The organism is Legionella quinlivanii (assembly GCF_900461555.1).
Taxonomy (GTDB): Bacteria; Pseudomonadota; Gammaproteobacteria; order Legionellales; family Legionellaceae; genus Legionella_C; species Legionella_C quinlivanii.
Window position 1 is genome coordinate 1,417,845 of record NZ_UGOX01000001.1, and the last position, 23,664, is coordinate 1,441,508.

Sequence of the window (23,664 nt, forward strand, 5' to 3'; positions counted from 1 at the left end):
TAGCAAGCCTTTTGTAATTAAGGATGCCGCTCATGCGGTCAAAGCTTACCTCAGGACCCAAATTGAACTAAACTTAATACAAGGACTATCGTTCACAGGAAAGGATCGGTCATGAATACGAATAAAATAAGCGCGATTTTCCGTGATGAAAGAACCCTCGAAAAAACGATCAGCCATTTGACTGAAAAAACCCTTTCTTTGGGTGAAGTCAGTGTTCAGGGTCCTCCATCGAAAATGGTAGAAAAATTCGGCAGGCCTTATGTTAATCCGGAAACTGTACAGAAAGCAGAAGATTTTTCGCCAAAGCAAGAACCCTACATGCATGATGATTTTGGCTGGGCTCAAGGATTTTCAATATCAATTCCTATGTTTGTCGGTATTATTCTCGGCCTTCTCGCCGGAGGCGAATTGAATCATTATGCCGATAATCTTGTTTTTGGAGTCATTGGCGGCTTAATTGGTGCGGCCATTGGCATCGGTCTGATGAAGTCCATGAGAAATGCTCGCATTGCCAAAATTGAGAAGCAGGAGCATATGGGAGGTTTTGTGTTATGGCTGGCCTGCACTAATGAACAACAGCAGCAAGCGATATTCTCCATATTAAATGAACATCATGCTGAGAATATTACGCTGCACTCCGACAATCCTCATATTGTTTCATAAAGGAGTATTCTTATGGGTAATGTTGAGCAGTTTTTGAAATCCACCGCCTTTGCTGTAGTCGGGGCCTCAAGTAACCGCAGCAAGTTCGGCAATAAAGTTTTACGTTGCTACCTGGCTCACGATATGAAAGCCTATCCGGTTAATCCATTCGAGGATAACATTGAGGGGCAGGCAAGTGTCAAAGAACTTTCAGATCTTCCTGATGAGGTTGAGAGTATATCGATTATCACGCCTCCTGCTATTACTGAAAAAATTGTTGACGCGGCCATCATAAAGGGAATAAAAAACATCTGGATGCAGCCCGGAGCTGAAAGTGAATCAGCGATTGAGCAAGCCTTAAGGCATGAAATCAATGTAATAGCTCGAGGCCCTTGTATTTTGGTGGTATTGGGATTTGATGAGTGGTGGTGAGCGGATTAGATCGATTGCATTAACTGCTCGATAGTCATTGGTGGATAGAAATAGATACCCTGGAACAGATTGCAGCCTCTTGATTTGAAAAACTCCAGATCATCTTCCCGCTCAATGCCCTCAATAATGACTTCACTGTTTTGTGACAGCAATTGTTTAAGCATAATATCAATTTCAGTCTGGTCTACTTTTCGTTCATAAATTTTTCGTGCATAGTAGCGATCAAATTTAATCTGCCTGGCACCAATTTCAGCCATAAAGCGATATGACGTAAACAAGGAATAACCACAGGACACCGCAATATTGATTCCACTTTTCTGTAATAGCTGCACGCTCATAGCAGCCGCCTGCTGCTTTGTCATTAGATCGTTATTGATTTCAAGACTTAACATTGAGGGGGAAAAATCATAATGCCGCAAATTTTCCTGCAATTCCTGATAAAAATCCGGATGAAGAAACTGAGAGGCACTAATATTGACATGAAGTCTGAGGCTTGTGGAGTTAATCATTTTCATATCTTGTAAGGCCTGAGCTATAACCCATTTTTCAATAGCGGGCAAAAGCTGATATTTTTCAGCAACAGGGAAAAATTCATTTGGCAATAACAGACCGCCCTGATCATCCTTGCATCGTAGAAACGCTTCGATGGCAACAATTTGATTGTCCAGCGTGACAATGGGTTGATAAAAAAGACAAAGTCCTTCGTTATTCAAAGCTTCTTTTAGATAAGAGTAGGTAATCAGATTGGATGATGATTTATTTTGAGGTTCATCAATAAAATAAGAGGATTGTTTGTTGATGGTTTTGGCATGCAGCATCGTAGAAACTGCTTTCACTAATAAAGAATCGAGATAAATTCCATTTTCAGGATAGACTGCCGCGCTAAGCGACAAGCCGATGGGCTGGTTAGCTGATTTATTTTCCGAGTTAATCATTTCAATCAGGACCAGGCGAAGATGGCCTAGGATCTGTTCCAGCGTATTTCGTTGTTGAAAACTGGCAATAGTGATTAAATAATTGTGATTCAGTTTACCGGCAAACACAAATTGCTGTGATTGACTGGCCAGGTAGCTCACTATCTTGTCGCTAGCACTCTGATGACTGTTTCTACCATTGGGTTCATACTCGGACGCTTCAATTTTCAATAAAATAAGCGCAAAACTGTCGTTGTTATTATCACCGGTATTGATGTCAAAAAAGGTCGACAGTGTAATTTCTGATCCAGGCAGCAGGTTAGGGCAGGCATCAAATTGCGGCATATGAGTTATAACAGAGTCAACTAAATCACCCAGTATTTGTACTGACAATAAGCGCAGGAGATAGAACTGCAGATCGCCTTCATCATCGTTAATCCGTATAATCAGAACATTGGCGAGATAGGCTTGTCCTGTTCGGGTGCGATTTATCATAGAACCTTGCCAGCGCAGGTTCATCTCAAGGAACTGTTCAATCTTTTGAAAATAGGAATCATCGTGGAGGCCTGAGCCTAACAAGAAAGCATCCTGTCCAATTAGTTCTGCGGGGGAATAGCCGGTGATACGCGATGCAGTGACATTATTCAATATGATTTTATTGAGCGAATTGAGAACAAAGACCCCATCCTGAGAACTTTCAATAAGCTCATTAATGAGTCTGAACTCCAAACCGGTCGTGTCCATATAATCATTCCTTTGAGCCTGTTAGAGCAAGTGGGCAGATTAATAAACTAATCCCTTAGATTATTTACATCTGATGCTACAGTATACCTATACTGTTTCCTTTAAAAAATCCTTTTTGACGAATTGCAGATTTTTTATTGAGTAGTTTTTTGCTGCTTCATAAATTGGGTATAGCTAACCAAGGGAATTTGTCAAATTCATCACGGTAATTACTATAGAAATTAGCTACCAGCACTGGTCAGCAGTTCCGCTCGGCGCCCCGCCAGGCCCCGCAGCAATTCCTTTAGCGCCCAGACTATTCACCGTTAAGGTCTGGCAGAGGCGATCGTCACGCCCCTGGTTGTTTCGCGGAATCGCCTGGAGCGTATAGGTAGAGGCTGTTTGCGAGCTGATAGAAAGCGTATACCATCCTTCAGGCGATATATTGCTTGAGCGGATATCATTGGCGCCTCCAGTTCCGATTGTAGCGTTTAAATAGGTATTACGCTCAGAATAGTAGCGCTCCATTCGGCTCGCCAAGTCCATTATTGCGGATTGGCCATCGCTTCGTCTGGCACTGACGATGTATTGCAAATAACTCGGGTAAGCGATACTGACCAGAATTCCAATAATGACCATGACAATCAGCAATTCAATTAGCGTAAATCCTTTTTTCATAATACCCTCTAAAAGACTGGTGAACTAAGTTGATAATCAGTTGTACTGATCTGAACCTGCGGTGGCTTCCGATTTAAAGTATAAGCTGAATGTAATTGTTCTGCCGATTTATGGAATAAGCGGTTACAGGGCGTATTATCCTTCGCTTTTGAAAGATGGGCCTTGGGCAAATCATCGATAAGCATTTCAAGAAGGCATTGCGTAGAATCCTGGTCTTCCAGGCGTTCAATACGCATTACATCTTCCTGAAAATAATCAAAATCAGTTTGCGGCTGGTGTACTGCTGCATCCTGGGCCGCGAAAGCCCAATGAAACAAGGCATGTCGGCCTAACTGGATCTCTTTTAAAATTAATTGACGACTAAACCCGGCCGCCTGATCGATGAGATTGCTGGTTTTTGTGACAATCGTCGCACTTAAACGCAGTATATAGCCTATCGTGTAATCGGAAACATAGCCAGTATAAAATAAAGTCTTTCCCAGCGTGAATGCTGCCAGTCGGCTTATGGGATCAATTAATGTCAGAGAGAAGCGAATCCCAAGAAAAGTCAGATCCAGAAGAGGAAGAATGATGAGATTTTTTATTAACTGAAAAACGGGGATTATCACCATACATATCAGGGTGGCCAGTAAATTAATCAAGCTATTATTCGAGTAGCGCTGAATGGGATTGCTAAATCCATAAAGTGGTGACAGGCGAAAACCCGATAGATAATTCCAGCCTGTTTTTCTCTCTGCAAACTCACTCAGACTTTGGCCAATTGCCTGAACATTCCCAAGCGCTCCCAGTGTTTTGCTAACGAGGCTGGTGATGCCTCTAAATGGCACATGAATAAACAGGGCGCTTAACTCCATAAATGGAATTGTTAAGATTGCGAGCGTAAAATCCAGTGTACCAGCGACAATTTCTTTAGCTGTTTGTATAGTTAGTGCAAGGCTTTTGCCAAGACCTGACCCAAAGCCATTTTTAAATCCATAATAGCGCCATTCAATAAAGGGCGATATGGCAATCTTGAGGAAAATAAAGCCGCCGTGTAATAACCATTTAATGGTTCCCAAAAGCCAATCATCTCCGGGGTGCATGATGGTGTCAAAGGCGGCTGCACCAAACTTTCCTCCAACAGCCAATCGATTGGGCCAGGGAAATGTGCCCATTTCTTTCTCAATCGCAGGAAATGTCTTGCATAAACCATAACCTAGTCCAAGAGCGAGACTGATAATGATCGCAACCTGGGCGGGCTCATCTTTCAGAACGCTCACCGCTTTAATAAAGAATTGATCCAAATCACCGCCTACAATTACTCCCTGCCAGTAAGTGACAGCCGCTGAAATAGCCTCCGACACGGTACCGTGACTCATCCAGCGTCCTAAGGCCTGAGTTGGTTCAATGCCATAGATTAAACCATTCAGATGAAGTTTAGCCAGGATTGACTTTAGCAGCTCCGGGGCGGCAACAGCTCCAGCACCGTAAATATAGGCAGCAAGCGCCAAGGATCCGATAATAGGATTTTGCTCGCTAATATCAATGAACAGAGCGGAAAAATGCCTTAATACGCCCAGCACTCTATGAAATGGATTGTTGTAGGGAGGAGGGCTTGGCAGATGTTCTGCTCTGGCGACGACATATTGGTTGACATGTATTTGTCTTTTAACAAACTCCTCCAGTGTTTCTCCATTGGCAAGTAACCCCTGACCCTGAAGAATATCTTGTAAACTTCGCAGGTGAGCTGGCAGCACTCGTAAGGGTTTAGACGGGGGTTCTTCTTTTTTTAATTGGGGATGGCCCGAATGCAGATGATTGGAAAAATCGTCCTTCAGAGTTTCAGTAATATAGGCGTAAACTTTTGTATATAAAAATTTAAAAAAACGAGGAACGTTCACTAAAAATGCTTTGAATGTTAATTTTGCCCGTTCAGGAAAATAGAGATGGCGTTTGCTCAACTGCATGAGAGTCAGCAGGTCCTGGTTCGTTGGTAAAATATAATAAAATTCATCTTCCTTAAAATAATGCCATTGACGTATGCGATTATTCTTTCTAAGGACAATTGAATTTGAGCCTGCCAGGTGCACCCAGGAGCCGTCATGCGCGGTCCATAATAATTGTTCTGCCTGTTCAAAGGTTTTGGTTTTAGCGATTTCAACGGGATTATTCACCAGGCTTTCAACTAATGAATGAAGATTCAGGTGAGCTTGCTGTCCAACCCCTTCAAAAAAATAATAAGGCTCAATACTGGTAGTGGATATGCCGTTTAATCGCCTTTCTTCTCTAAGCTTTGGCTCGGGCTTGTGTGGCATTGCCAGATAATCTACCCATTTCTGGATATCCTGCCATCGTTTTCTTAAAAAAGTCTCCAGCCGCTTAAAACGATTGGCATCAATCTGGTTTAGTTCATTTGCTTCATTAAAACCGTATTGACGTGAAATAACCCAGAGGGCTTCTTTCAATAACTCTTCCTTATCACCATTTTCCAGGTGAGTTTCGCTATCCCAGATGAAACAAGGTTTGCTCTTCGTTTCAGATACCTTGGAAAAATCATGCTGATCAATTCGACTGACTGGAAAAACGCGATTAAATTCATATCGTTGAGCAAAGTCACGTGTATGAAACAAAATTTTACCGAGCGTTCCCTCCGAAACGGCGGGATGATTTGCCAGCAAAATATTCTCATCCTTGCAGGCATCAATGACCGCTAGAACTTTAATGCGCAGGTCTTCTTGTCTGGACCATTCCTCACACTGAATTTGTCGTTCCTCTTCAAGAAGCAGAGATAACTGTTTAATACAGTTTTGCGTCAGCTGAATTTTTTTCTCCTGATGAACGGAAAGCGGTCTGTCATAAGAATCTGCGTGGAGGAAATAGCGGTTTAAAAGGCTAATGGTATTGGCAATCAGGGAAGAGGGCCGCTCTCCTGGCATCTCCTGGAGCAGCTCTGTATCCTCTGTCATCAGCAATATTTGCATTGTTTTATTGTCATGACGGGCTAATAACCGCAGAATACCTCCCGGTATACGGTAATCCATACTATAATGCCCGTATAATAAGCTAGCCTCTTTGGGCGTTAAGCTGCTCACTGTTGCTGTTTCGTTATCAACAGGTTTAACGGTTAAGGGAATAGCTATTTGCAGATGATCATCCGTTGCTCTTAAATTGGCCATTTGCTAGTTACCGTTTATCCATATGGTCTTAAACATTAGCGTTATTAGGGTTGATAAGGCAAGTGCTTTTAAATAAGTAATCTTATCAGTTCACGGTTACTGTATTGGCCGAGTCATGCTAAAATGACTCCAAATTAATCAAGGTTTTATTGAATGACTAGTTATTGCGGCTATATTGCTTTAGTAGGGCGCCCTAATGTAGGCAAATCAACCCTGCTGAATCGAATTTTAAAACAGAAAATCAGCATTACTTCGCGAAAACCTCAAACCACGCGGCATAGTATATTAGGGATCGATACCTGCGGCGACTACCAATATGTCTATGTGGATACGCCAGGTATTCATCAGGGTTCCAAAAAAACCATGAACCGAATGATGAATAAAACAGCCATCAGTGTGCTGCGTGATGTCGATGTGGCGGTATTGGTAGTGGATGGAACGCATTGGAATGACGAAGATGAGTATGTCCTTCATTTAATCAAGCAATCAGGCGTTCCCTGTATTCTCGCTATTAATAAAGTGGATAAGCTTGCAGACAAATCCGCTTTGCTGCCCTGGATAGATAAAATATCCCAGCAGCATAACTTCGTTGCCATGATTCCCTTATCAGCAAGAACCGGGGTGCAGGTTGAAGAATTGCAGAATCAGCTAAAGCCTTTTTTACCCGAAGGCCCCCATTTGTTTGGAGAGGATCAAATCACCGACCGGCCGATAAAATTTCTTTGCGCAGAACTGCTTCGTGAAAAAATATTCCGTCTCTGCGGACAGGAACTGCCCTACTCGACGACTGTGGATATTGAATCCTACAAAGATGAAGGGGACCTGGTGACCATGCATGCCCTGATTCTGGTCGATAAAGATAATCACAAGCGAATGATTATCGGCGATAAAGGGAAAAAGCTGAAAGAAATGGCGACCAGCGCGCGTCTGGATATGGAAGAGTTATTGGGTAAAAAAGTATTTTTACGTTGCTGGTGTAAAGTGAAGTCAGGCTGGTCTGATGATGAGCGTATGCTACGGCAATTAGGCTATGATCACTGAAACGTATAAAGCATGGCTTTTGCACCGGCGTCCATCCGGTGACAGCAGTCTTCAAGTCCGTTTTTTTACAAGAGAAATGGGCGTAATTGATTGCCTGTATCGAGGCGGGCGCAAACCTGGAAAACATGCTTTGGTACAACCTTTCTCTGCATTGTGGTTGTCGGTTAATCTGCGAAGAGATTTTTTCTATATTAATACCCTGGAGTCAACAGAAACGACTCTCGACTTGCAGGGAAACGCTTTATTTGCAGCACTTTATCTTAACGAACTGATTTATTATACAATCAAGCCTCAGGATTCCTGTCCCTGGTTATTCGACAGTTATGAATTAACACTTAAGGCATTGCAGATTACTAATGACAAGCTGGCAATTGAAATCATATTGAGACAGTTCGAGAGGTGTTTATTAAGTACCTGCGGCTATAGTCTGAATCTCAGCGAAGAGGCTTCAACAGGGGATACCATTGCTGCGGACCATTATTATCAGTTTATTCCTGGTACGGGTTTTCTTTTATCCCGTCAAGGTTTTCAGGGATCTGATATTCTCGCTTTTGCCAATCAGGATTTCAGTCGTCTGTCTGTTCTTAAAATGGCTAAAGCCATTATGCGTCAAGCCATTGATCACCTATTGGCCGGCCGCGAGCTGAAATCTCGAGCCTTGTTTTTAATTCCCAAGAGTGAATGATTCTTCTACTTTCTCGCTTTATAACCTGATATGATAAATCTTAATGAAAGTGCCGGTCACTTAGCCATTCCATTGATCAAGCGAGTTATTTGTAACAGGTGAAGTATGTTAAAAGAGATATTATTAGGCGTGAACATTGATCACATCGCGACCATTCGTCAGGCAAGGGGCACTCGATATCCTGATCCAGTACAGGCAGCAATGGAGGCAGAAGAGGCGGGCGCGGATGGAATCACTCTGCATATGCGGGAAGATCTGAGGCACATACAGGCCCGGGATGTCCGATTGATTAAGGCTGTTTTACAAACAAGAATGAATCTTGAACTGGCAGTTACTGATACAATGCTGGATTTTGCTGAGGAAATTTCGCCCGAGCATGCCTGTCTGGTTCCGGAAAAAAGAGAAGAACTGACTACAGAAGGCGGTCTGGATGTGCTGACTCATTTTACAGCCGTATCAAACGCTGTGAAACGGTTGAAGGCTAACGGCAGTGAAGTCTCTCTGTTTATTGATGCTGATCTTAAACAAATTGATGCAGCGGTTGAGACAGGGGCTCCGGTTATCGAAATTCATACGGGTTGCTACGCCGACGCAAGCAGTCCGGAAACTCAGAATGCGGAGCTGGAGCGAATAACGCAGGCTGCAAATTATGCTGCCAGCAAAGGTTTAATTGTAAATGCCGGACATGGTCTACATTATCATAATGTAAAAGCCATCGCGGCTATACCAGAAATGAATGAACTTAATATTGGGCATGCCATCATTGCAAGAGCGCTATTTACCGGCTTAAAGCAGGCAGTGAAGGATATGCGCCAACTCATGCTGGAAGCAAGGAACTATGTCAACAACTGATGCGATTGTAATTCGTCTCACCGGAGATTCTGGTGATGGGGTTCAATTACTAGGCGAGCAACTTACTATTACAGCAGCACTTACCGGACGAGAGGTGCGTACTCTGCCCGATTTTCCGGCTGAGATCCGCGCACCGGCTGGAACCGTGGCTGGGGTGTCCGGTTTTCAGCTAGCGATGGCTGAAGAGGCTATTTTTACCGCCGGTGAAACTTTAAATGTATTGGTCGCTTTAAATCCTGCAGCCTTAAAAAACTCTCTGGAATTTTTATCTCCAGGGGGCTTGCTGATTATCAATGAAGACAGCTTTACTGAGAAAGATTGGCAAAAAGCTGGCTTAAGCAGTGATTTTTTAAAAGGGGCAAGCGAGCATTATCAGATTTTGAGTCTGCCGCTAATTAGTCTGACTATCAAAGCAGTAGAGGGCCTGGGAATTACGCATGCTCAAGCCAAGAAGACCAAGAATTTCTATGTGCTGGGTCTGGTATTATGGCTTTTTGATTTGCCTGTCGAAAATTGTCTGGCGTTTATCGCTAAAAAATTTAAAAACAATTCAGAAATTGCCAAAGCCAATGAATTGACGTTATTGGCAGGTTATAACTATGCCATGACACTGGAACTGGCCAGACAGCATTTCATGTTGGGGAAGGTGAACAGAGAACCGGGGGAATATCGTCAGATTACCGGAGTCGAAGCTTTGAGCATGGGACTTGCAGCCTTAACTGTGGGTACCCAAACCAGAATGCTGGTATCCGGATATCCTATTACACCTGCTTCAGCCATTTTACATGAGTGCGCAAAATTCACTGATTACGGTATCCAGTTATTACAGGCTGAAGATGAAATTGCCGCTGTCTGTGCCTGCATTGGAGCGGCTTTCGGAGGCAACCTTGCTTTGACTTGTACTTCCGGTCCGGGCCTTGATTTAAAAAGTGAGGGCTTGGGGCTTGCGGTGATGACTGAATTACCCTTAGTCGTTGTTGATGTACAACGGGCCGGCGCTTCCACCGGATTGCCAACTAAAACAGGCCAAAGCGATCTCCGGCAGGCGTTATATGGACGTCATGGTGAAGCTCCTTTACCGGTTATTGCTGCTCGTTCGGCAGCCGATTGTTTCAAAACCATTATTGAAGCATTCACAATCGCAGTGTCTTATATGACGCCAGTGATTGTTTTGCTGGATGCCTATCTGGCCAATGCCGCAGAGCCCTGGAAAATTCCTGACTTCGACTCTTTAAAATTACCTGAGATAGAATTTAACCATTTTGATAAACCTTATCAGCGTGACGATAAATTGGCTCGAAGCTGGAATCCTCCAGGTGTACCTGGTTTTATACACCAGATTGGCGGGCTGGAGAAACAGGGAGAAGAGGGTAAGGTCAGTTACGATGCTCAAAACCATCAGAAGATGGTGAATTTACGAGCTGCCAAGATTGCAGGGATAAGTAAAATTTATGAGCCACTTCATATAGAAGGAAGTCAGAACGCCTCAATATTAATTATTGGATGGGGAAGTACCTATGGCAGTCTTAAATCAGCTGTTCAGCATGCGGCCTTGGAAGGGCTTGAGCTTGCCCTACTACAACTTCGTCATTTGAATCCATTTCCAGATGATTTGGGTCCTTTGCTCAAAAAATACAAGAAGGTGCTGGTAGCTGAACTGAACTCTGGACAATTATGCCAGTTGCTCAGAGCCGAGTATCTGGTCGATTGCCGTTCAATCAATCAATGTAACGGTCAACCATTTACAGTCAGTTTTTTACTTCAAGCCATCAAAGCGGAAGTCGATTATGAACTCTCAATACAAGCGTGATGATTTTGCCAATTCAAATGAAGTTCGTTGGTGTCCTGGATGCGGTGACTACGCTATCCTGATGGCATTGCAGCGCTTGCTTCCAGAGCTTGGCCTGCCGCCTGAACGGCATGTATTTATATCAGGAATTGGCTGTGCCGGCCGGCTTCCTTACTACATGAACACCTATGGTCTGCATACAATCCATGGAAGGGCGCCTGCTGTCGCAACAGGTCTCAAAACCATGAGAGATGATCTTACCGTCTGGATTATTACCGGAGATGGTGATGCTTTGAGTATTGGCGGTAATCATTTTATTCATTGCCTGCGTCGTAATGTTAATGTCAATATTTTATTGTTTAATAATCAGGTCTATGGTTTGACTAAAGGTCAGTTTTCACCGACTTCTCAAAAAGGCCAGATCACAAAAACCTCACCGCAGGGCGTTAATAATGAACCCATTAATCCCCTTATGCTCGCTTTGGCAGCAGGAGCCAGCTTTGTTGCCAGAGCTGTTGATAAAGATCCCAATCATCTAATCACTGTACTCAGGAAAGCCTATGAGCATCCTGGATGCTCATTTGTTGAAATTTATCAGGATTGCAATATTTTCAATAATGGTGCTTTTGATGGTTTTGCCTTAAAAACAAACCGTGCGGAGAAGACCGTTCTCTTGGAAGAACAAAAACCTCTGATATATGGAAACAATGGGGAAAAGGCTTTGTCATTGGAGGGAGAGGATCTTAAAATCATCGCTCATGATGAGAAAAACAATTATGTGCATGATAGCAGTAATCTGATAGCCGCCATGCGCCTGGCGCAAATTCATTATCCAGAGTATCCAGTACCCCTGGGTGTTTATTATCAGCAGCCTCGCCAATGCTACCAATTTGATAAACCAATAAGCAAAACAAAAGCTGATGTAGAGCATTTATTCAGAGCAAAGGCGTCCTGGAATCAGGATTAGCGTCATTCATATTGATGCGGGAAATCCGGTTGAGCCTATGGATCCCCCGCATGAAGCGGGGGAAGTCGGTTGGTGATAGCGGGGGAAGTAGACTGGTGATAGCGGGGAAGTAGACTGGTGATAGCGGGGAAGTAGGTTAGTAAACTCTAATGCCCCTACGTTCCCCGTTTATGCCGCCCTACGTTCCCCGCTTTATGCGGGGAATCCAACCTCGGTCTTTCTGCTAGCCCGAGGGACCCAGAAGACTCATAGAGAGCACTGAACCCTGCGGACAAGCCGCAGGGCGTAGTGGAGATGTGCAGATACCTTTCAGATCTGGAAGTTTAGCAAATGTAACTTAAACTCAGTTGTAATTGATGGGCATAGAAATTATCAGTTTCAATACCATTGCCCACTGTTTGGCCAGAAGCGCGGCTTAATTCAGTTTTACCCCAGTCAGCAAATTCATAACCTAAGCCGACTTGCCAGTTTGAATTCAATGCTGTTTGCAATCCAATCCCCAGAGTATAAACAAAAGATGATTTTGTTTCTGAGTTAAATGGAGGCGCTGGAATTTCTTCAAATATTTTGGCAGCAATCTGGAAATCTCGAGCCTGGTTAAAACCTATACCGGCGCTTGCGCTGACATAAGGCTCAACCCACTCATCAAGATCCATAAGCAGTTTACCTTTTACAGCGAGATGATAATGATTCACTTTATACTGATAGGTAAAATTATTGAATGCAGGGTCAGCATCTTCCCAGACATCGCCTTCCAGTTTTACCTGGGTGGTAGCTGCTCCCGCTATTCCGATTTGACCTCGTAGCGTATCATTGATTGGGTGTTGCCAGCCAAGGAATAACTCGATAGCAGGAACGACCTTGGAGTTGGTGGTATCAGAATAGGTTTTAACAACATCAGGCTGAAGTGTCAGTGTTTGAGTTTCGCCAGGATCGACCCAGGCTGCAGCGATGCTTGCAGTCGCTACATAAGCGCCCGCTGGTACCGCACCCATTGTGCCAGCGAAAGAACTGGAAGCTAGTAACATGCCTATCGAAATTAGTGCATTATTTTTTGTATGCATGTCTTGTCCTTGACTTATAATTGGAGACAATATTAAAAAAACGCGTTAATGATATGATCGATAAGCAGTTTAGGCAATAAGGGGATGAAAAAATCCCGACTGGCGTCGGGATTCAGATATGAAAAACGAATCGTTTAATCTCTGTTGCCTGCAAAAGCGCTTAGTATGTTCAATAAACTGATAAACAGGTTATATATTGAAACGTAAAGAGATATCGTTGCGGAAATGTAATTTGTCTCACCGCCATGAATAATTTCACTGGTCTGGAATAGAATCAAACCGGAAGAAATCAATACGAAGGCCGCTGAGATAGTTAACTGAAGAGCAGGAATATCAAAGAACAGACCTGCAATCATAGCCAGCAACGCAACCATCATTCCCACAAAAAGAAAGCCGCCAAGGAAGCTGAAATCCTTTTTAGTTGTCAGAGCATAGCCAGACAAGGCGAAGAAAATCATTCCGGTGCCGCCAAGTGCAGTACCAATCAATTGCGGTCCGTTAGAAAAACTGGCGACATAAAAGTTAAGAATAGGACCCAGGGTGTACCCTAGAAAGCCTGTAAACGCGAATGCGCTAACCAGTCCCCATGCGCTGTTACGCAGAGCCTGAGTCAGAAACATTAAACCGTATACACCAGCAATCATGACAAATGGGTTCATTGGACCTGCCTTGCTTGCATAAGACAGATAGGCTGTCAGTGCGCTAAACAGGAAAGTCATACTCAGAAGCAAATAAGTGTTTCGCAAAACACGATTGGTCGCGAGTACCGAATCATTGCGTTGGCTTAAAACAGTAACGTCATTTCTATTCATTGACAGCTCCGGTTATTTTGTCCTAATTAAAATAATATATAGTTATTTTAGCATATATATGGGAATGACTGCTCGGCATTTCAAGTCTATAGAGATATTAAATTGAACTCAATAGTCTAACTACTGTAAGCCGGTCATTGAATGAAATAACCAGGAAGTTAAAAGCGTGTAATATTCAATTATTTAAGGGTAGAATGAGATTCTGTTTTATGCAAGGAACACGATGATGTCCAAAGTGGCTGTATTACAAATGGTTTCTTCTGCCTCACCCGCTGAAAATTTGCGCCAGGTCGATTTATTGCTGGCAAGTGCAAAAGAGCAGAATGTTGAGTTAGCGGTTCTTCCAGAAAATTTTGCATTTATGGGTTTGAAAGAAACCGATAAGCTTGGCTTGGCGGAATCCTATCCGCATGGTGAAATCCAGGGAAAAGTCAGTGCTCTTGCCAGTAAATACGGGCTTTGGATTATCGCTGGAACAATACCGGTCAAAGGATTGCAGGATAAAGTTCGCTCATCAAGCCTTGTATTTGATGAAAGAGGCCTTTGCGCAGCCCGTTACGATAAAATCCATCTGTTTGATGTCAGAGTGTCTGAGCAAGAGGCCCATCAGGAGTCTCTGACAATTGAAAGAGGAAGCGAGCTGGTCGTTGCGGAGACACCCGTTGGTAAAATCGGCTTGACAGTTTGTTATGATTTGCGTTTTCCGGAATTATATCAACAATTATTGATGAGGGGAGCAGAATTATTTTCCGTTCCTTCAGCATTTACAGCCATAACCGGCATGGCGCACTGGGAAGTTTTACTGAGGGCGCGTGCCATTGAAAATTTATGCTATGTACTTGCCGCCAACCAGGGTGGAACACATCAAAATGGCAGACAGACTTATGGTCATAGTATGATTATTGAGCCTTGGGGGAAAATTCTGGGCCAACATGAGAACAATGCAGGTATGGTGACTGCGGATATTGATTTGCCGCGGTTGCATCAGTTAAGACGGCAGTTTCCCTGTGTGGAACATCACGTCTTAATATGTAACTGAGGTTTATGCGGTCATGGTAGGTTAATAACGTATAAGGTGTTTATTATGAGTCAGGCGCTGGCAATTGCCAAAGAATTAATTTTAAAACCCGCTTCCCTTGATGAATCAACCATCGCTAAGCTGGTTCATTCGATAATGGGTCAGCATGTGGACGATGCAGATCTTTATTTTGAAAGCAGCAGCTATGAGTCCTGGTATCTGGAAGATTCCGAAGTTAAAAGCGGCAGCTATTCTCATGATAAAGGAGTAGGGATTCGAGCAGTTAGCGGTGATAAAACCGGTTACGCCTACTGTGATGATATCATTTTACCTGCATTGCAGCGTGCCGCCGATGCTGCGCGATCAATTGCTCTGGTTGCAACAAATCCTGTGCAGGCCATTCATGTGTCTGGAGCGCCTGTTGCCCGCTATCAGGGAATTAATCCGATTGAAGGAATGAATAAACAGGAAAAAATCGCATTACTGGAAGCAATAGATAAGGAAGCTCGCCGTCTTGATCCCAGAGTGATACAAGTGAATGCTTCACTGAGCGGCTGTTATGAAGTGATTATGATTGCCGGGATTGAGGGAAGAATGGTCGCAGATATCAGACCATTGGTAAGCATTCATGTCAGTGTATTGGTGGAAGATAAAAACGGCCGTCGTGAAAGCGCTCGCTCTGGAGGAGGAGGCCGGGTTCCTTATTCCTACTTTCTTGAAAAGGATCGCGCTTTGGAGTATGCACGGGAAGCGGTGAGGGAAGCATTGATAAATCTGGAAGCAGAAGATGCCCCCGCAGGAACTATGCCTGTAGTATTAGGACCTGGCTGGCCAGGGGTGTTGTTGCATGAGGCAGTAGGACATGGTCTGGAAGGTGATTTTAATCGCAAGGGTTTATCTGCGTTTTCCGGTAAAATCGGTCAGCAGGTTGCAGCCAAAGGGGTGACCGTGGTGGATGACGGTACTCTGGAAAATCGTCGCGGCTCCCTGACAATGGATGATGAGGGTACTCCAACACAATGCACCACACTTATTGAAGACGGTGTATTAGTAAATTATATGCAGGATAAACTAAATGCCAAATTAATGGGAATGAAACCCACTGGAAATTGCCGCCGTGAATCCTACGCTCACGTACCAATGCCCAGGATGACCAATACTTATATGTTGGCTGGTCAATATGATCCGCAGGAGATAATAAAATCTGTTAATAGAGGTTTGTACGCAGTTAATTTTGGCGGAGGACAGGTTGATATTACTTCCGGACAATTTGTTTTCTCTGCCAGTGAAGCCTATTTGATTGAAAATGGCAAAATCACAAAACCTGTAAAAGGAGCGACACTGATCGGCAATGGTCCCGAAGTAATGAAGCAAATCAGTATGATTGGCAATGATTTGACCCTTGACGGTGGAATTGGTATTTGCGGCAAGGAAGGGCAATCCGTTCCAGTAGGTGTTGGGCAGCCAACGCTTAAGATTGATGCTCTGACTATTGGCGGAACGAAATAAAGATCTGAGAGTTGTTGTTCAATAATTTTAACTTGTCCGAGAAAATCCTCTCTCCCAAGCTGGGAGGAGGCTAGTCACTGCCAAAATATCCTTGACTTAGTGACAGTGAGGGCTGGGGTGAGGATTGATTTAAACCCCTCTCTCTAACTCTCTCCCCTGAGGGGAGAGAGGATCCATAGTTTCGATTCCAGGGAGGGTCGATAATGAAAAAAGGAAATTTCTTTACCAGGCTGTTTAAATCTGGCATCGCTGTATGTTTGCTGTTCCCTTTTTGCATAGAAGCGAACAGCTTTGAACCATTAATTTATCTGCGGCCAAATGAAACTCCGGTGTTCACTGAGCTATACCAACGTTATGGCTTACTCAACCCACCTGCGGTGCATGTGTATGACAGTTCTATCTATATTGGTCAGCCAGGTGAAGAGGGTGGTTTATTAATTCGTTCCAGCCAGACTTACTTCAACGACGTGGATAAAGCACTGCAAGCCTATCATTCGCGTATTGGTAATCTGGGGCAGTTTCTCAATACCGATGAACAATATATTTTTAGCCCGTCCAACGGATCACTGCAGATAATTTTTGCTCTTGTCTATGCCGTTGTAACATCAGAGCCTGATAAAAAATTTCTTTTCGTGGAAAAAATCCCTTTTTATTCATTTCATGAGCATGCCGTGTCTTATCGGCCCTATCCCAATGCGCGATTTCAGGGATTTAATGATCCTCAGGAAATTAAACTCAATCCCGACGAAGTGCTTGTTGAGTTTGTTACGTCTCCTAATAATCCTGATGGAAAGTTCCGGCAACCTTATACTGACGCAAAAATTATTATTGCTGATTTTGTTTTTGCAGCCCCCCCTTATGGCAGTGAGGGAACCGGTTATGTGAAGGAAAATCTTGAATGGCTTTCCAAAGCAAAAGGCGAGGGGAGACATGTATTTGCCTTCAATTCCGTTTCAAAGGCTCTGGGGAAACCGGGTTATCGTTTGGGCTATATGTGGTTTCCAATAGCGGACTCTTATGGTTCAAGCATATTTACCAATTATTTTTCCTATCTTTGGAAATTAACTGTCGGCGATAGTACACCGGGTGTTGCCGAAGCATTAAATCTGATGTCTGCAATCATCGCTCTTCCTGATGCGGGACAATCACTTCGCAGTGATGCATTTAATACGATTGTAAGACGTCATACTATTCTGCAGGCAGAGTTTCTGAAACGGTATCCTGGTTCGGAAGTATCAAGCATTGCGGGCAGCCCAACCTTTTTTGCCAGGCTCAATAGTCCTGATACTAAAACTATGGCCGCCAAGGATGTTTTACTAAAAACATACAATGTGGCTGTGGATAACGGGAACACGATGGGCGCCACTGATGAGTATGTAAGAATCAATCTCTGTGGCTATAGCGGTGATTTGGCTGAATTCCTGAATCGTCTGTCGGGTGATAAAAAGTATAAGGCAGAAGATCTTTTAATCGCGTCGGCGAATCACTGCAGTCATACCACTATTCATAGCAATGAAAACAGTCGTTACGTGGTAATACCAAATGATTGCAATATTGATGTGGACGCCGAAAATGCGGATGTCACAATCATCCTGCCGCAATTTATTAATTATCAATACAGCAATCTAATAACCATTAAAAAGCTGGATTCGAGTCCGCATGCAGTGACGGTGCAGACTGATGCGTTTACAGCAACTATAAAAGAAAAAGAAAAGCCGCTTCAACTGCAATGGACGCAGCCCTTTTTCCTGAATGGTCAATGGGATAAACGATAATTATCCTGATAAGAGCGCAGTGAAATTCCGAACCGGCTAACTTCACTGCCTTGACTAATGTTAACAACCTGGTCATTCGTTCGACTATACTTCAAGCTGTATATAGAGATTTTTCAAGGATTGAAAATGACAGCTACTGATACAGGATGTTTGATCAACCAATATCTTCTCGATAATGAGAAGCGCCTTGGTGATCGCATCTATCTTCGTCAGCCACGCGATGATCAATGGCATGAATATACCTGGCAGCAAACGATGCGGCAGGCTCGGCAGGTTGCTCGTTTTTTGCAGGATACGGGCTTAAACCCTGGTGATCGAGTGGCTATTTTTTCAAAAAACTGTGCGGAATGGTTCATTAGTGATTTTGGTATTTCTTTAGCTGGAATGGTGAGCGTACCGCTTTTTGCAAATCAGCACAAAGAGAGTATAGATTTTGTATTAAATCACGCCGGCGTAAAGGTGGTTTTTATTGGCAAACTGGATAACCATAAAAAAACCAGAGAATACATTTCCAATCAATTTACCTGCGTTTCTTTTAACTATCATCCTAATCTGAGCAACTGCATATCCTGGGATGAGATTTTAAAAAAAGAACCTTTACAAGAAGTTGTTTTACCGCAGCCAGAGGATTTATTTACCATTATTTATTCGTCAGGCACAACGGGGCTTCCCAAAGGCTCTGTCTACACACATGAAATTATCGGTAATTATCTGGCGTTATTCCCTGATGATTTGGCACGCGTTCGTAAATTAAATCATTATCATCTGGTTTCTTATCTACCATTGGCTCACGTATATGAACGAACAGCTATTGAACTCGGTAGTGTGAGTATTCCTTGTGATGTGTCCTTTATTGAGAGTCTGGACAAATTCGCTGAAAATCTTCGTGAAATTAGGCCTAGCCTTTTTACGGCGGTACCCAGAATATGGGGAGTTTTCCAGCAGAAAATAGAACAAAAGGCCTCGCCTGAAAAATTGCGTCTGATCTTGAAAATTCCCATACTTTCTTACTTTATAAAGAAAAAAATCCGACGTCAATTAGGGCTGGAACGATGTTATAACTGTTTCTCGGGCGCTTCTCATTTGCCCGCTTCAATTATTAAATTTTTTGACGATTTAAATATTCCTATCCAGGAAGGCTATGGGCAAACTGAAAATCTTGCTTATGCTACATTATCCGAGTTATCTGAAAGACGTCCGGGCTATGTGGGAAGCCCAAGATTAAAGGTGGAAGTAAAGCTTGGCGAAAATGAAGAGCTGTTAATAAAATCGCCTTGTTTAATGAAAGAATATTATGACGATCCAGAGGCCACTGCACGTTCTTTAACGACTGATGGCTGGCTTTGTACAGGTGATATTGCTGAGATAGATAACTCCTTGCGTGTTAAAATTCTGGGTCGTTTGTCCGAAAATTTTAAAAATCAGAAAGGGGAGTTTATCGCGCCAGGTCCAATAGAGGAGCGTTTTAGCGAAAGCTGTTTCATTGAACAACTCTGCCTTGTTGGGCGGGAGCTGCCCAGCAATGTGCTGATAATTACATTAAATGAAACAGGTCAGCAGAAACCTCAGGAATGGATAAAGGAACAGCTTGAAAAAATATTACACTCTGTCAATACAGACTTGGCCAGTTATGAGAAGATTAGCCATATTCTAATCAGCAAATATCCCTGGACCCCGGAAAATGGTTGCCTGACACCGACCTTAAAGATTAAAAGAAGAACGATTGAAGCGAACTACCAGCCTTTAATAAAAAGAGCGATTAAGGAAAGGCAGTCGGTGATTTGGGAGTGAAACATTTACCTGTTTGGACTCTTTGTCATTTCCCAAGAGGTATTGTTTTTTAAATAGAACTTCGTCTTTGCGAACGAAGTGAAGCAATCCAGATCGGAGCCTGAATACAGTTAGGAGCTGGATTGCTTCGCTACTGCTCGCAAAGACGACTTTTGCTACCGTCTTGATGGTTCACCCCTCATTACTCAATTTCAATAACAGATTCTTAATCTCGAGAATTCGTTCTTCATGGCTTTCACTATCCAGTGTAAACTTGAGCCTGGAGGGGCCTTCAAGCTGATAGCGTTTGGCATGAACCTGAATGAGATTGATCAATACTCCAGTATTGATCCTGGGATTTTCTCCAAACTCAATTTTACCTTGCTGCTGTGCTGCATATATTTTATTAATCCCCAACTGTGCCGCTATAAGCTTCAACTCGGTGACCCATAATAAATATTTGGCTTGGGGAGGAAGCAGCCCAAAACGGTCTATCATTTCAATCTGCAGGTCGCGCAATTGCTCTTTATCGCCTGCATTGGCAATCCGTTTGTACATAATCAAACGAGTGTGAATGTCAGCAATATACTCTTCAGGCAAAATCGCGCTTAAACGGAGATCAATTTCAGGTCCTTGCTGCATAGGCCCGCCCAGTTCCGGAGTTTTTCCGGATTTTAGATCGCTAACCGCCTTGTCGAGCATTTCCATAAACAGATGAAAACCTACCGCATGCATATTGCCGCTTTGTTCTTCACCTAAAAGTTCACCTGCGCCGCGGATTTCAAGATCATGGGTAGCCAGTGTAAAGCCGGCACCCAGATCTTCAAGCGATACAATGGCTTCCAGACGTTTCACCGCATCGGGAGTCAGCAGCTTTTCATTGGGAGTAAATAAATAGGCATAGGCCTGATGATGCGAGCGGCCTACACGGCCTCTTAACTGATGTAATTGTGCTAAACCAAATTTGTCAGCCCGATCAATGATAATTGTATTCGCCGTAGGGATATCAATACCGGTTTCTATGATCGTTGTGCATACCAGCACATTAAAACGATGGTGATAGAAATCAGACATTATTTTTTCAAGCTCTCTTTCCCTCATCTGTCCATGCGCGGTGCGGATTTTTGCTTCCGGAATCATTTCTTGCAATTCCTCAGCCGTTTTATCAATTGTCTGAACATTATTATGTAAAAAGTACACCTGGCCGCCACGCAGTATTTCCCTCAGGATAGCTTCGCGTAACACCGTTGTCTGCTTTTCCTGCCAAAACGTCTTGATAGCCAGTCGTTTGGCGGGAGGAGTTGCAATCAGGGAAATATCACGGATCCCTCCCATCGCCATGTTTAAGGTTCTTGGTATTGGTGTTGCCGTCATCGACAAAATATCGATATGAGTGCGAAGCGATTTAATATGCTCTTTTTGTTTGACTCCGAATCGATGCTCTTCATCAATAATTAACAGGCCCAGATTTTTGAAACTAATGTCCTTGGAGAACAGTTTGTGTGTGCCAATAACGATGTCAATTTTTCCGGATTTTAATCCGTCTATAACCTGATTCGATTCCTTAGTGCTGCGAAATCTGGAAAGTAATTCAAGGTTGACAGGAAAATCGGCGAAGCGATCACGGAAATTTTCAAAATGTTGACCCGCCAAAAGGGTTGTTGGAACGAGGACACAGACTTGCTTGTTGTTCTGAACTGCCAGAAAAGCGGCTCTCATGGCAACTTCTGTTTTCCCAAAACCCACATCGCCGCATATCAGGCGGTCCATTGGCCTTGGCGATTTCATGTCCTTGATAATTTCATTAATTGCATTTAATTGATCAACAGTTTCTGTAAACGGGAATCCACTGGCGAAACGTTGGTATTCAAGGGAATCAAACTCATACACAAATCCGGGCTGCGCTTCACGTTTGGCATAAATATCGAGCAATTCAATAGCCACATCGTGGATTTTTTCTGCCGCTTTTTTCTTTTCTTTCTGCCACTGGTCGCTGCCCAATTTATGAAGCGGTGCATGCTCACTATCCATGCCAGTGTATCGGCTAATCAGATGTAAAGAGGTGACTGGAACGTATATTTTATCATCACCGGCATAGGATAAGACCAGGAATTCGTTAATACTGTCGTTGGTTTCGAGCGTTTTAAGTCCCTGGTAACGCCCGACTCCAAACTGAATATGCACCACCGGCGCATGAAGACGTAACTCTGATAAGTCCCGGATGATTAAATCCGGATCGACTGTTTTTTGCGAACTTCGGCGCTGGGGAATGGCCTGTTCACCGAAAAGCTGGGCTTCGACGATAATAGCGATTTGCGAGTCTAAAAGCTCTGCTCCTTCAATCAGAGGGCCGGTTGTAATACTAATCAAGTCATCGCTGCTAAGAAATGATTGCCAGTCGTTGAGCTGATTCGCACTAATACCGGTTTGTCTTAGCAAATCCAAAAGAACTTCGCGGCGGCCAGCACTCTCCACTACAATTAAATGACGGCGGTCGGGTTGGCTGAGATAATCCCTTAAATGATGTAAAGGCTGTGGTGATTGACGTTCAACAGGAAGAGCGGGGGCTTCCTTCACTCTGAAGTTAAATACCGCTCCCTTTCTATCGATTGCCTGATGCCAGAGGCGTAATTGCTGATGCGTATTCACCCGAGTCAGAAGATCCGTGGGACTGATAAACATTTGTTCCGGTGTCAATACCGGCCGGCTGATATCATAGCGGCGCTGCTCATAGCGCAGTTTCAATTCCTGCCAGAATCGCTCGGCTTCTTCGGGTATATTCTGTATAAGACAAATGCTTGCATTTTCTGGTAAATAATCAAAAAAAGTGGCCGTATTCTCAAAGAAAAGAGGAAGATAATATTCGATACCGGAGGGATATTGGCTATTGCTGACGCTTTCATAAACAGGGCATTGACTTGGATTACCTGAAAACTGTTCCCGAAAATTTCTGCGAAACAGAGTAATGCTGGCTTCATTAAGCGGAAATTCTCTGGCTGGAAGAATTTCAATTTGATCAACCTTGGCAATTGTTCGCTGCGATTCAGTATCGAACTGACGAAGGCTTTCGATTTCATCATCGAATAGTTCAATGCGGAATGGGCAATTGCTGCCCATTGGGTACATGTCAATAATCGAACCGCGAACCGCGTACTCCCCATGCTCCAATACTTTATTGACCGAATGATAGCCGCCATTTTGCAGCTGGTTTCTGAAGTGGCCAAGATCAAGTGTTTGCCCCTGTTTCAGCGCAAACGCATATTGATGCAGAAAGGCTGGAGGACAAAGTCTGTGCATCAGCGTTGAGGCTGATGCTATAACAATCGTTTTACTTGCCTGCTGCAAGCGGTTTAATGTGAGCAGGCGTTCAGAAATAATATCCTGATGCGGAGAAAATAAATCATAGGGCAGGGTTTCCCAGTCAGGAAAATAAAGTAGTTCACAACTGGATTGTCCGAGGAAAAAACGCAACTCTGACATGAGTTGATTGGCCGTCAGAGTATCAGGGGTGATAAGTAATTTAACCCCCGGTTCATTCAGACAATATTCGGACAGGGCAAGTGACAAGCTGCAGCCATGAAGGCTTCCCCAGTTTTGTTTTCGGTCAACAGATGGATATTGGAGTATGGCGTTTTGCATAAATCACGATCAAGGCTGTTTGAGGGTTGAAAGTATACTACAAGATAAGGGATGAACGAAAACATCCGCGTAGTCCAGGGGCGCATTGCCATTAAGTTAAGCTCTATATGAATATTAAACTGTTATCCCCGCGAAGGTGTTGCATAAATAGAACCAAGCTACAAACCTGTCGTCTTTGCGAACGAAGTGAAGCAATCCA

17 protein-coding genes are annotated in these 23,664 nt (G+C 43.5%); 11 read left to right on the forward strand and 6 right to left on the reverse strand.

The annotated features are described in order from the left end of the window. Positions 1-111 precede the first annotated feature (111 nt). Together DYH61_RS06055 and DYH61_RS06060 are read left to right on the forward strand one after the other, a co-directional pair. Complete coding sequence (locus DYH61_RS06055) at positions 112-663, forward strand: hypothetical protein (protein ID WP_058506685.1); 552 nt, start codon at positions 112-114, stop codon at positions 661-663. Positions 664-675: 12 nt separating this feature from the next. Next, on the forward strand, positions 676-1,074 hold the full coding sequence (locus DYH61_RS06060; protein WP_407927344.1) for a CoA-binding protein: 399 nt from the start codon (positions 676-678) through the stop codon (positions 1,072-1,074). Positions 1,075-1,079: 5 nt separating this feature from the next. Here the strand turns inward: DYH61_RS06060 and DYH61_RS06065 are convergent, their stop codons facing one another. The 3 genes from DYH61_RS06065 to DYH61_RS06075 all read right to left on the reverse strand — a co-directional run bounded on the left by DYH61_RS06065 (position 1,080) and on the right by DYH61_RS06075 (position 6,544). Then, positions 1,080-2,732 carry an EAL domain-containing protein gene (locus tag DYH61_RS06065; protein ID WP_058506683.1) on the reverse strand — a complete coding sequence of 551 codons (1,653 nt, stop codon included), beginning with the start codon at positions 2,730-2,732 and terminating at the stop codon, positions 1,080-1,082. Between the two features lie 225 nt (positions 2,733-2,957). Continuing rightward, positions 2,958-3,389 carry a type IV pilin protein gene (locus tag DYH61_RS06070; protein ID WP_058506682.1) on the reverse strand — a complete coding sequence of 144 codons (432 nt, stop codon included), beginning with the start codon at positions 3,387-3,389 and terminating at the stop codon, positions 2,958-2,960. Positions 3,390-3,397: 8 nt separating this feature from the next. Then, positions 3,398-6,544: a hypothetical protein gene (locus DYH61_RS06075; protein ID WP_058506681.1), complete on the reverse strand. Its 3,147-nt coding sequence runs from the start codon at positions 6,542-6,544 to the stop codon at positions 3,398-3,400. A 153-nt stretch (positions 6,545-6,697) separates the two neighbouring features. Here DYH61_RS06075 and era point away from each other — a divergent pair, with 153 nt between their 5' ends. The 5 genes from era to DYH61_RS06100 all read left to right on the forward strand — a co-directional run bounded on the left by era (position 6,698) and on the right by DYH61_RS06100 (position 11,878). Beyond that, entirely contained in the window at positions 6,698-7,585 is an 888-nt protein-coding gene (gene era, locus DYH61_RS06080; protein WP_058506680.1) for a GTPase Era, read from the forward strand. Beyond that, on the forward strand, positions 7,575-8,270 hold the full coding sequence (gene recO / locus DYH61_RS06085) for a DNA repair protein RecO (RefSeq protein ID WP_058506679.1): 696 nt from the start codon (positions 7,575-7,577) through the stop codon (positions 8,268-8,270). The genes era and recO overlap by 11 nt, the downstream gene beginning before the upstream one ends. Before the next feature lie 105 nt (positions 8,271-8,375). Then, positions 8,376-9,122: a pyridoxine 5'-phosphate synthase gene (pdxJ, locus tag DYH61_RS06090; RefSeq protein ID WP_058506678.1), complete on the forward strand. Its 747-nt coding sequence runs from the start codon at positions 8,376-8,378 to the stop codon at positions 9,120-9,122. Then, positions 9,109-10,932 carry a 2-oxoacid:acceptor oxidoreductase subunit alpha gene (locus tag DYH61_RS06095; RefSeq protein WP_058506677.1) on the forward strand — a complete coding sequence of 608 codons (1,824 nt, stop codon included), beginning with the start codon at positions 9,109-9,111 and terminating at the stop codon, positions 10,930-10,932. The genes pdxJ and DYH61_RS06095 overlap by 14 nt, the downstream gene beginning before the upstream one ends. Then, on the forward strand, positions 10,910-11,878 hold the full coding sequence (locus DYH61_RS06100) for a 2-oxoacid:ferredoxin oxidoreductase subunit beta (RefSeq protein ID WP_058506676.1): 969 nt from the start codon (positions 10,910-10,912) through the stop codon (positions 11,876-11,878). Before DYH61_RS06095 ends, DYH61_RS06100 begins: the two co-directional genes overlap by 23 nt. A 323-nt stretch (positions 11,879-12,201) precedes the next feature. Here the strand turns inward: DYH61_RS06100 and DYH61_RS06105 are convergent, their stop codons facing one another. Next, entirely contained in the window at positions 12,202-12,942 is a 741-nt protein-coding gene (locus DYH61_RS06105) for an outer membrane protein (protein ID WP_065236113.1), read from the reverse strand. 134 nt (positions 12,943-13,076) lie between these two features. Beyond that, positions 13,077-13,754, reverse strand: a complete 678-nt coding sequence (locus tag DYH61_RS06110; protein ID WP_058506675.1) for a Bax inhibitor-1/YccA family protein — start codon at positions 13,752-13,754, stop codon at positions 13,077-13,079. Between the two features lie 226 nt (positions 13,755-13,980). On the opposite strand from DYH61_RS06110, the gene DYH61_RS06115 reads away from it, so the two are divergent. The 4 genes from DYH61_RS06115 (at position 13,981) to DYH61_RS06130 (ending at position 19,847) form a co-directional block, all read left to right on the forward strand. Next, positions 13,981-14,793, forward strand: coding sequence for a carbon-nitrogen hydrolase family protein (locus DYH61_RS06115; protein WP_058506674.1), 813 nt, complete (start codon positions 13,981-13,983; stop codon positions 14,791-14,793). A 45-nt stretch (positions 14,794-14,838) separates the two neighbouring features. Beyond that, positions 14,839-16,281, forward strand: a complete 1,443-nt coding sequence (gene tldD / locus DYH61_RS06120) for a metalloprotease TldD (RefSeq protein ID WP_058506673.1) — start codon at positions 14,839-14,841, stop codon at positions 16,279-16,281. Positions 16,282-16,484: 203 nt separating this feature from the next. Beyond that, positions 16,485-18,056: a pyridoxal phosphate-dependent aminotransferase gene (locus DYH61_RS06125; RefSeq protein ID WP_058506672.1), complete on the forward strand. Its 1,572-nt coding sequence runs from the start codon at positions 16,485-16,487 to the stop codon at positions 18,054-18,056. A 126-nt stretch (positions 18,057-18,182) separates the two neighbouring features. Then, positions 18,183-19,847 carry an AMP-binding protein gene (locus tag DYH61_RS06130; protein WP_058506671.1) on the forward strand — a complete coding sequence of 555 codons (1,665 nt, stop codon included), beginning with the start codon at positions 18,183-18,185 and terminating at the stop codon, positions 19,845-19,847. A 171-nt stretch (positions 19,848-20,018) separates the two neighbouring features. Here DYH61_RS06130 and mfd read toward each other — a convergent pair whose 3' ends face one another. After that, positions 20,019-23,465: a transcription-repair coupling factor gene (gene mfd, locus DYH61_RS06135; RefSeq protein WP_058506670.1), complete on the reverse strand. Its 3,447-nt coding sequence runs from the start codon at positions 23,463-23,465 to the stop codon at positions 20,019-20,021. Between the last annotated feature and the right edge of the window lie 199 nt (positions 23,466-23,664).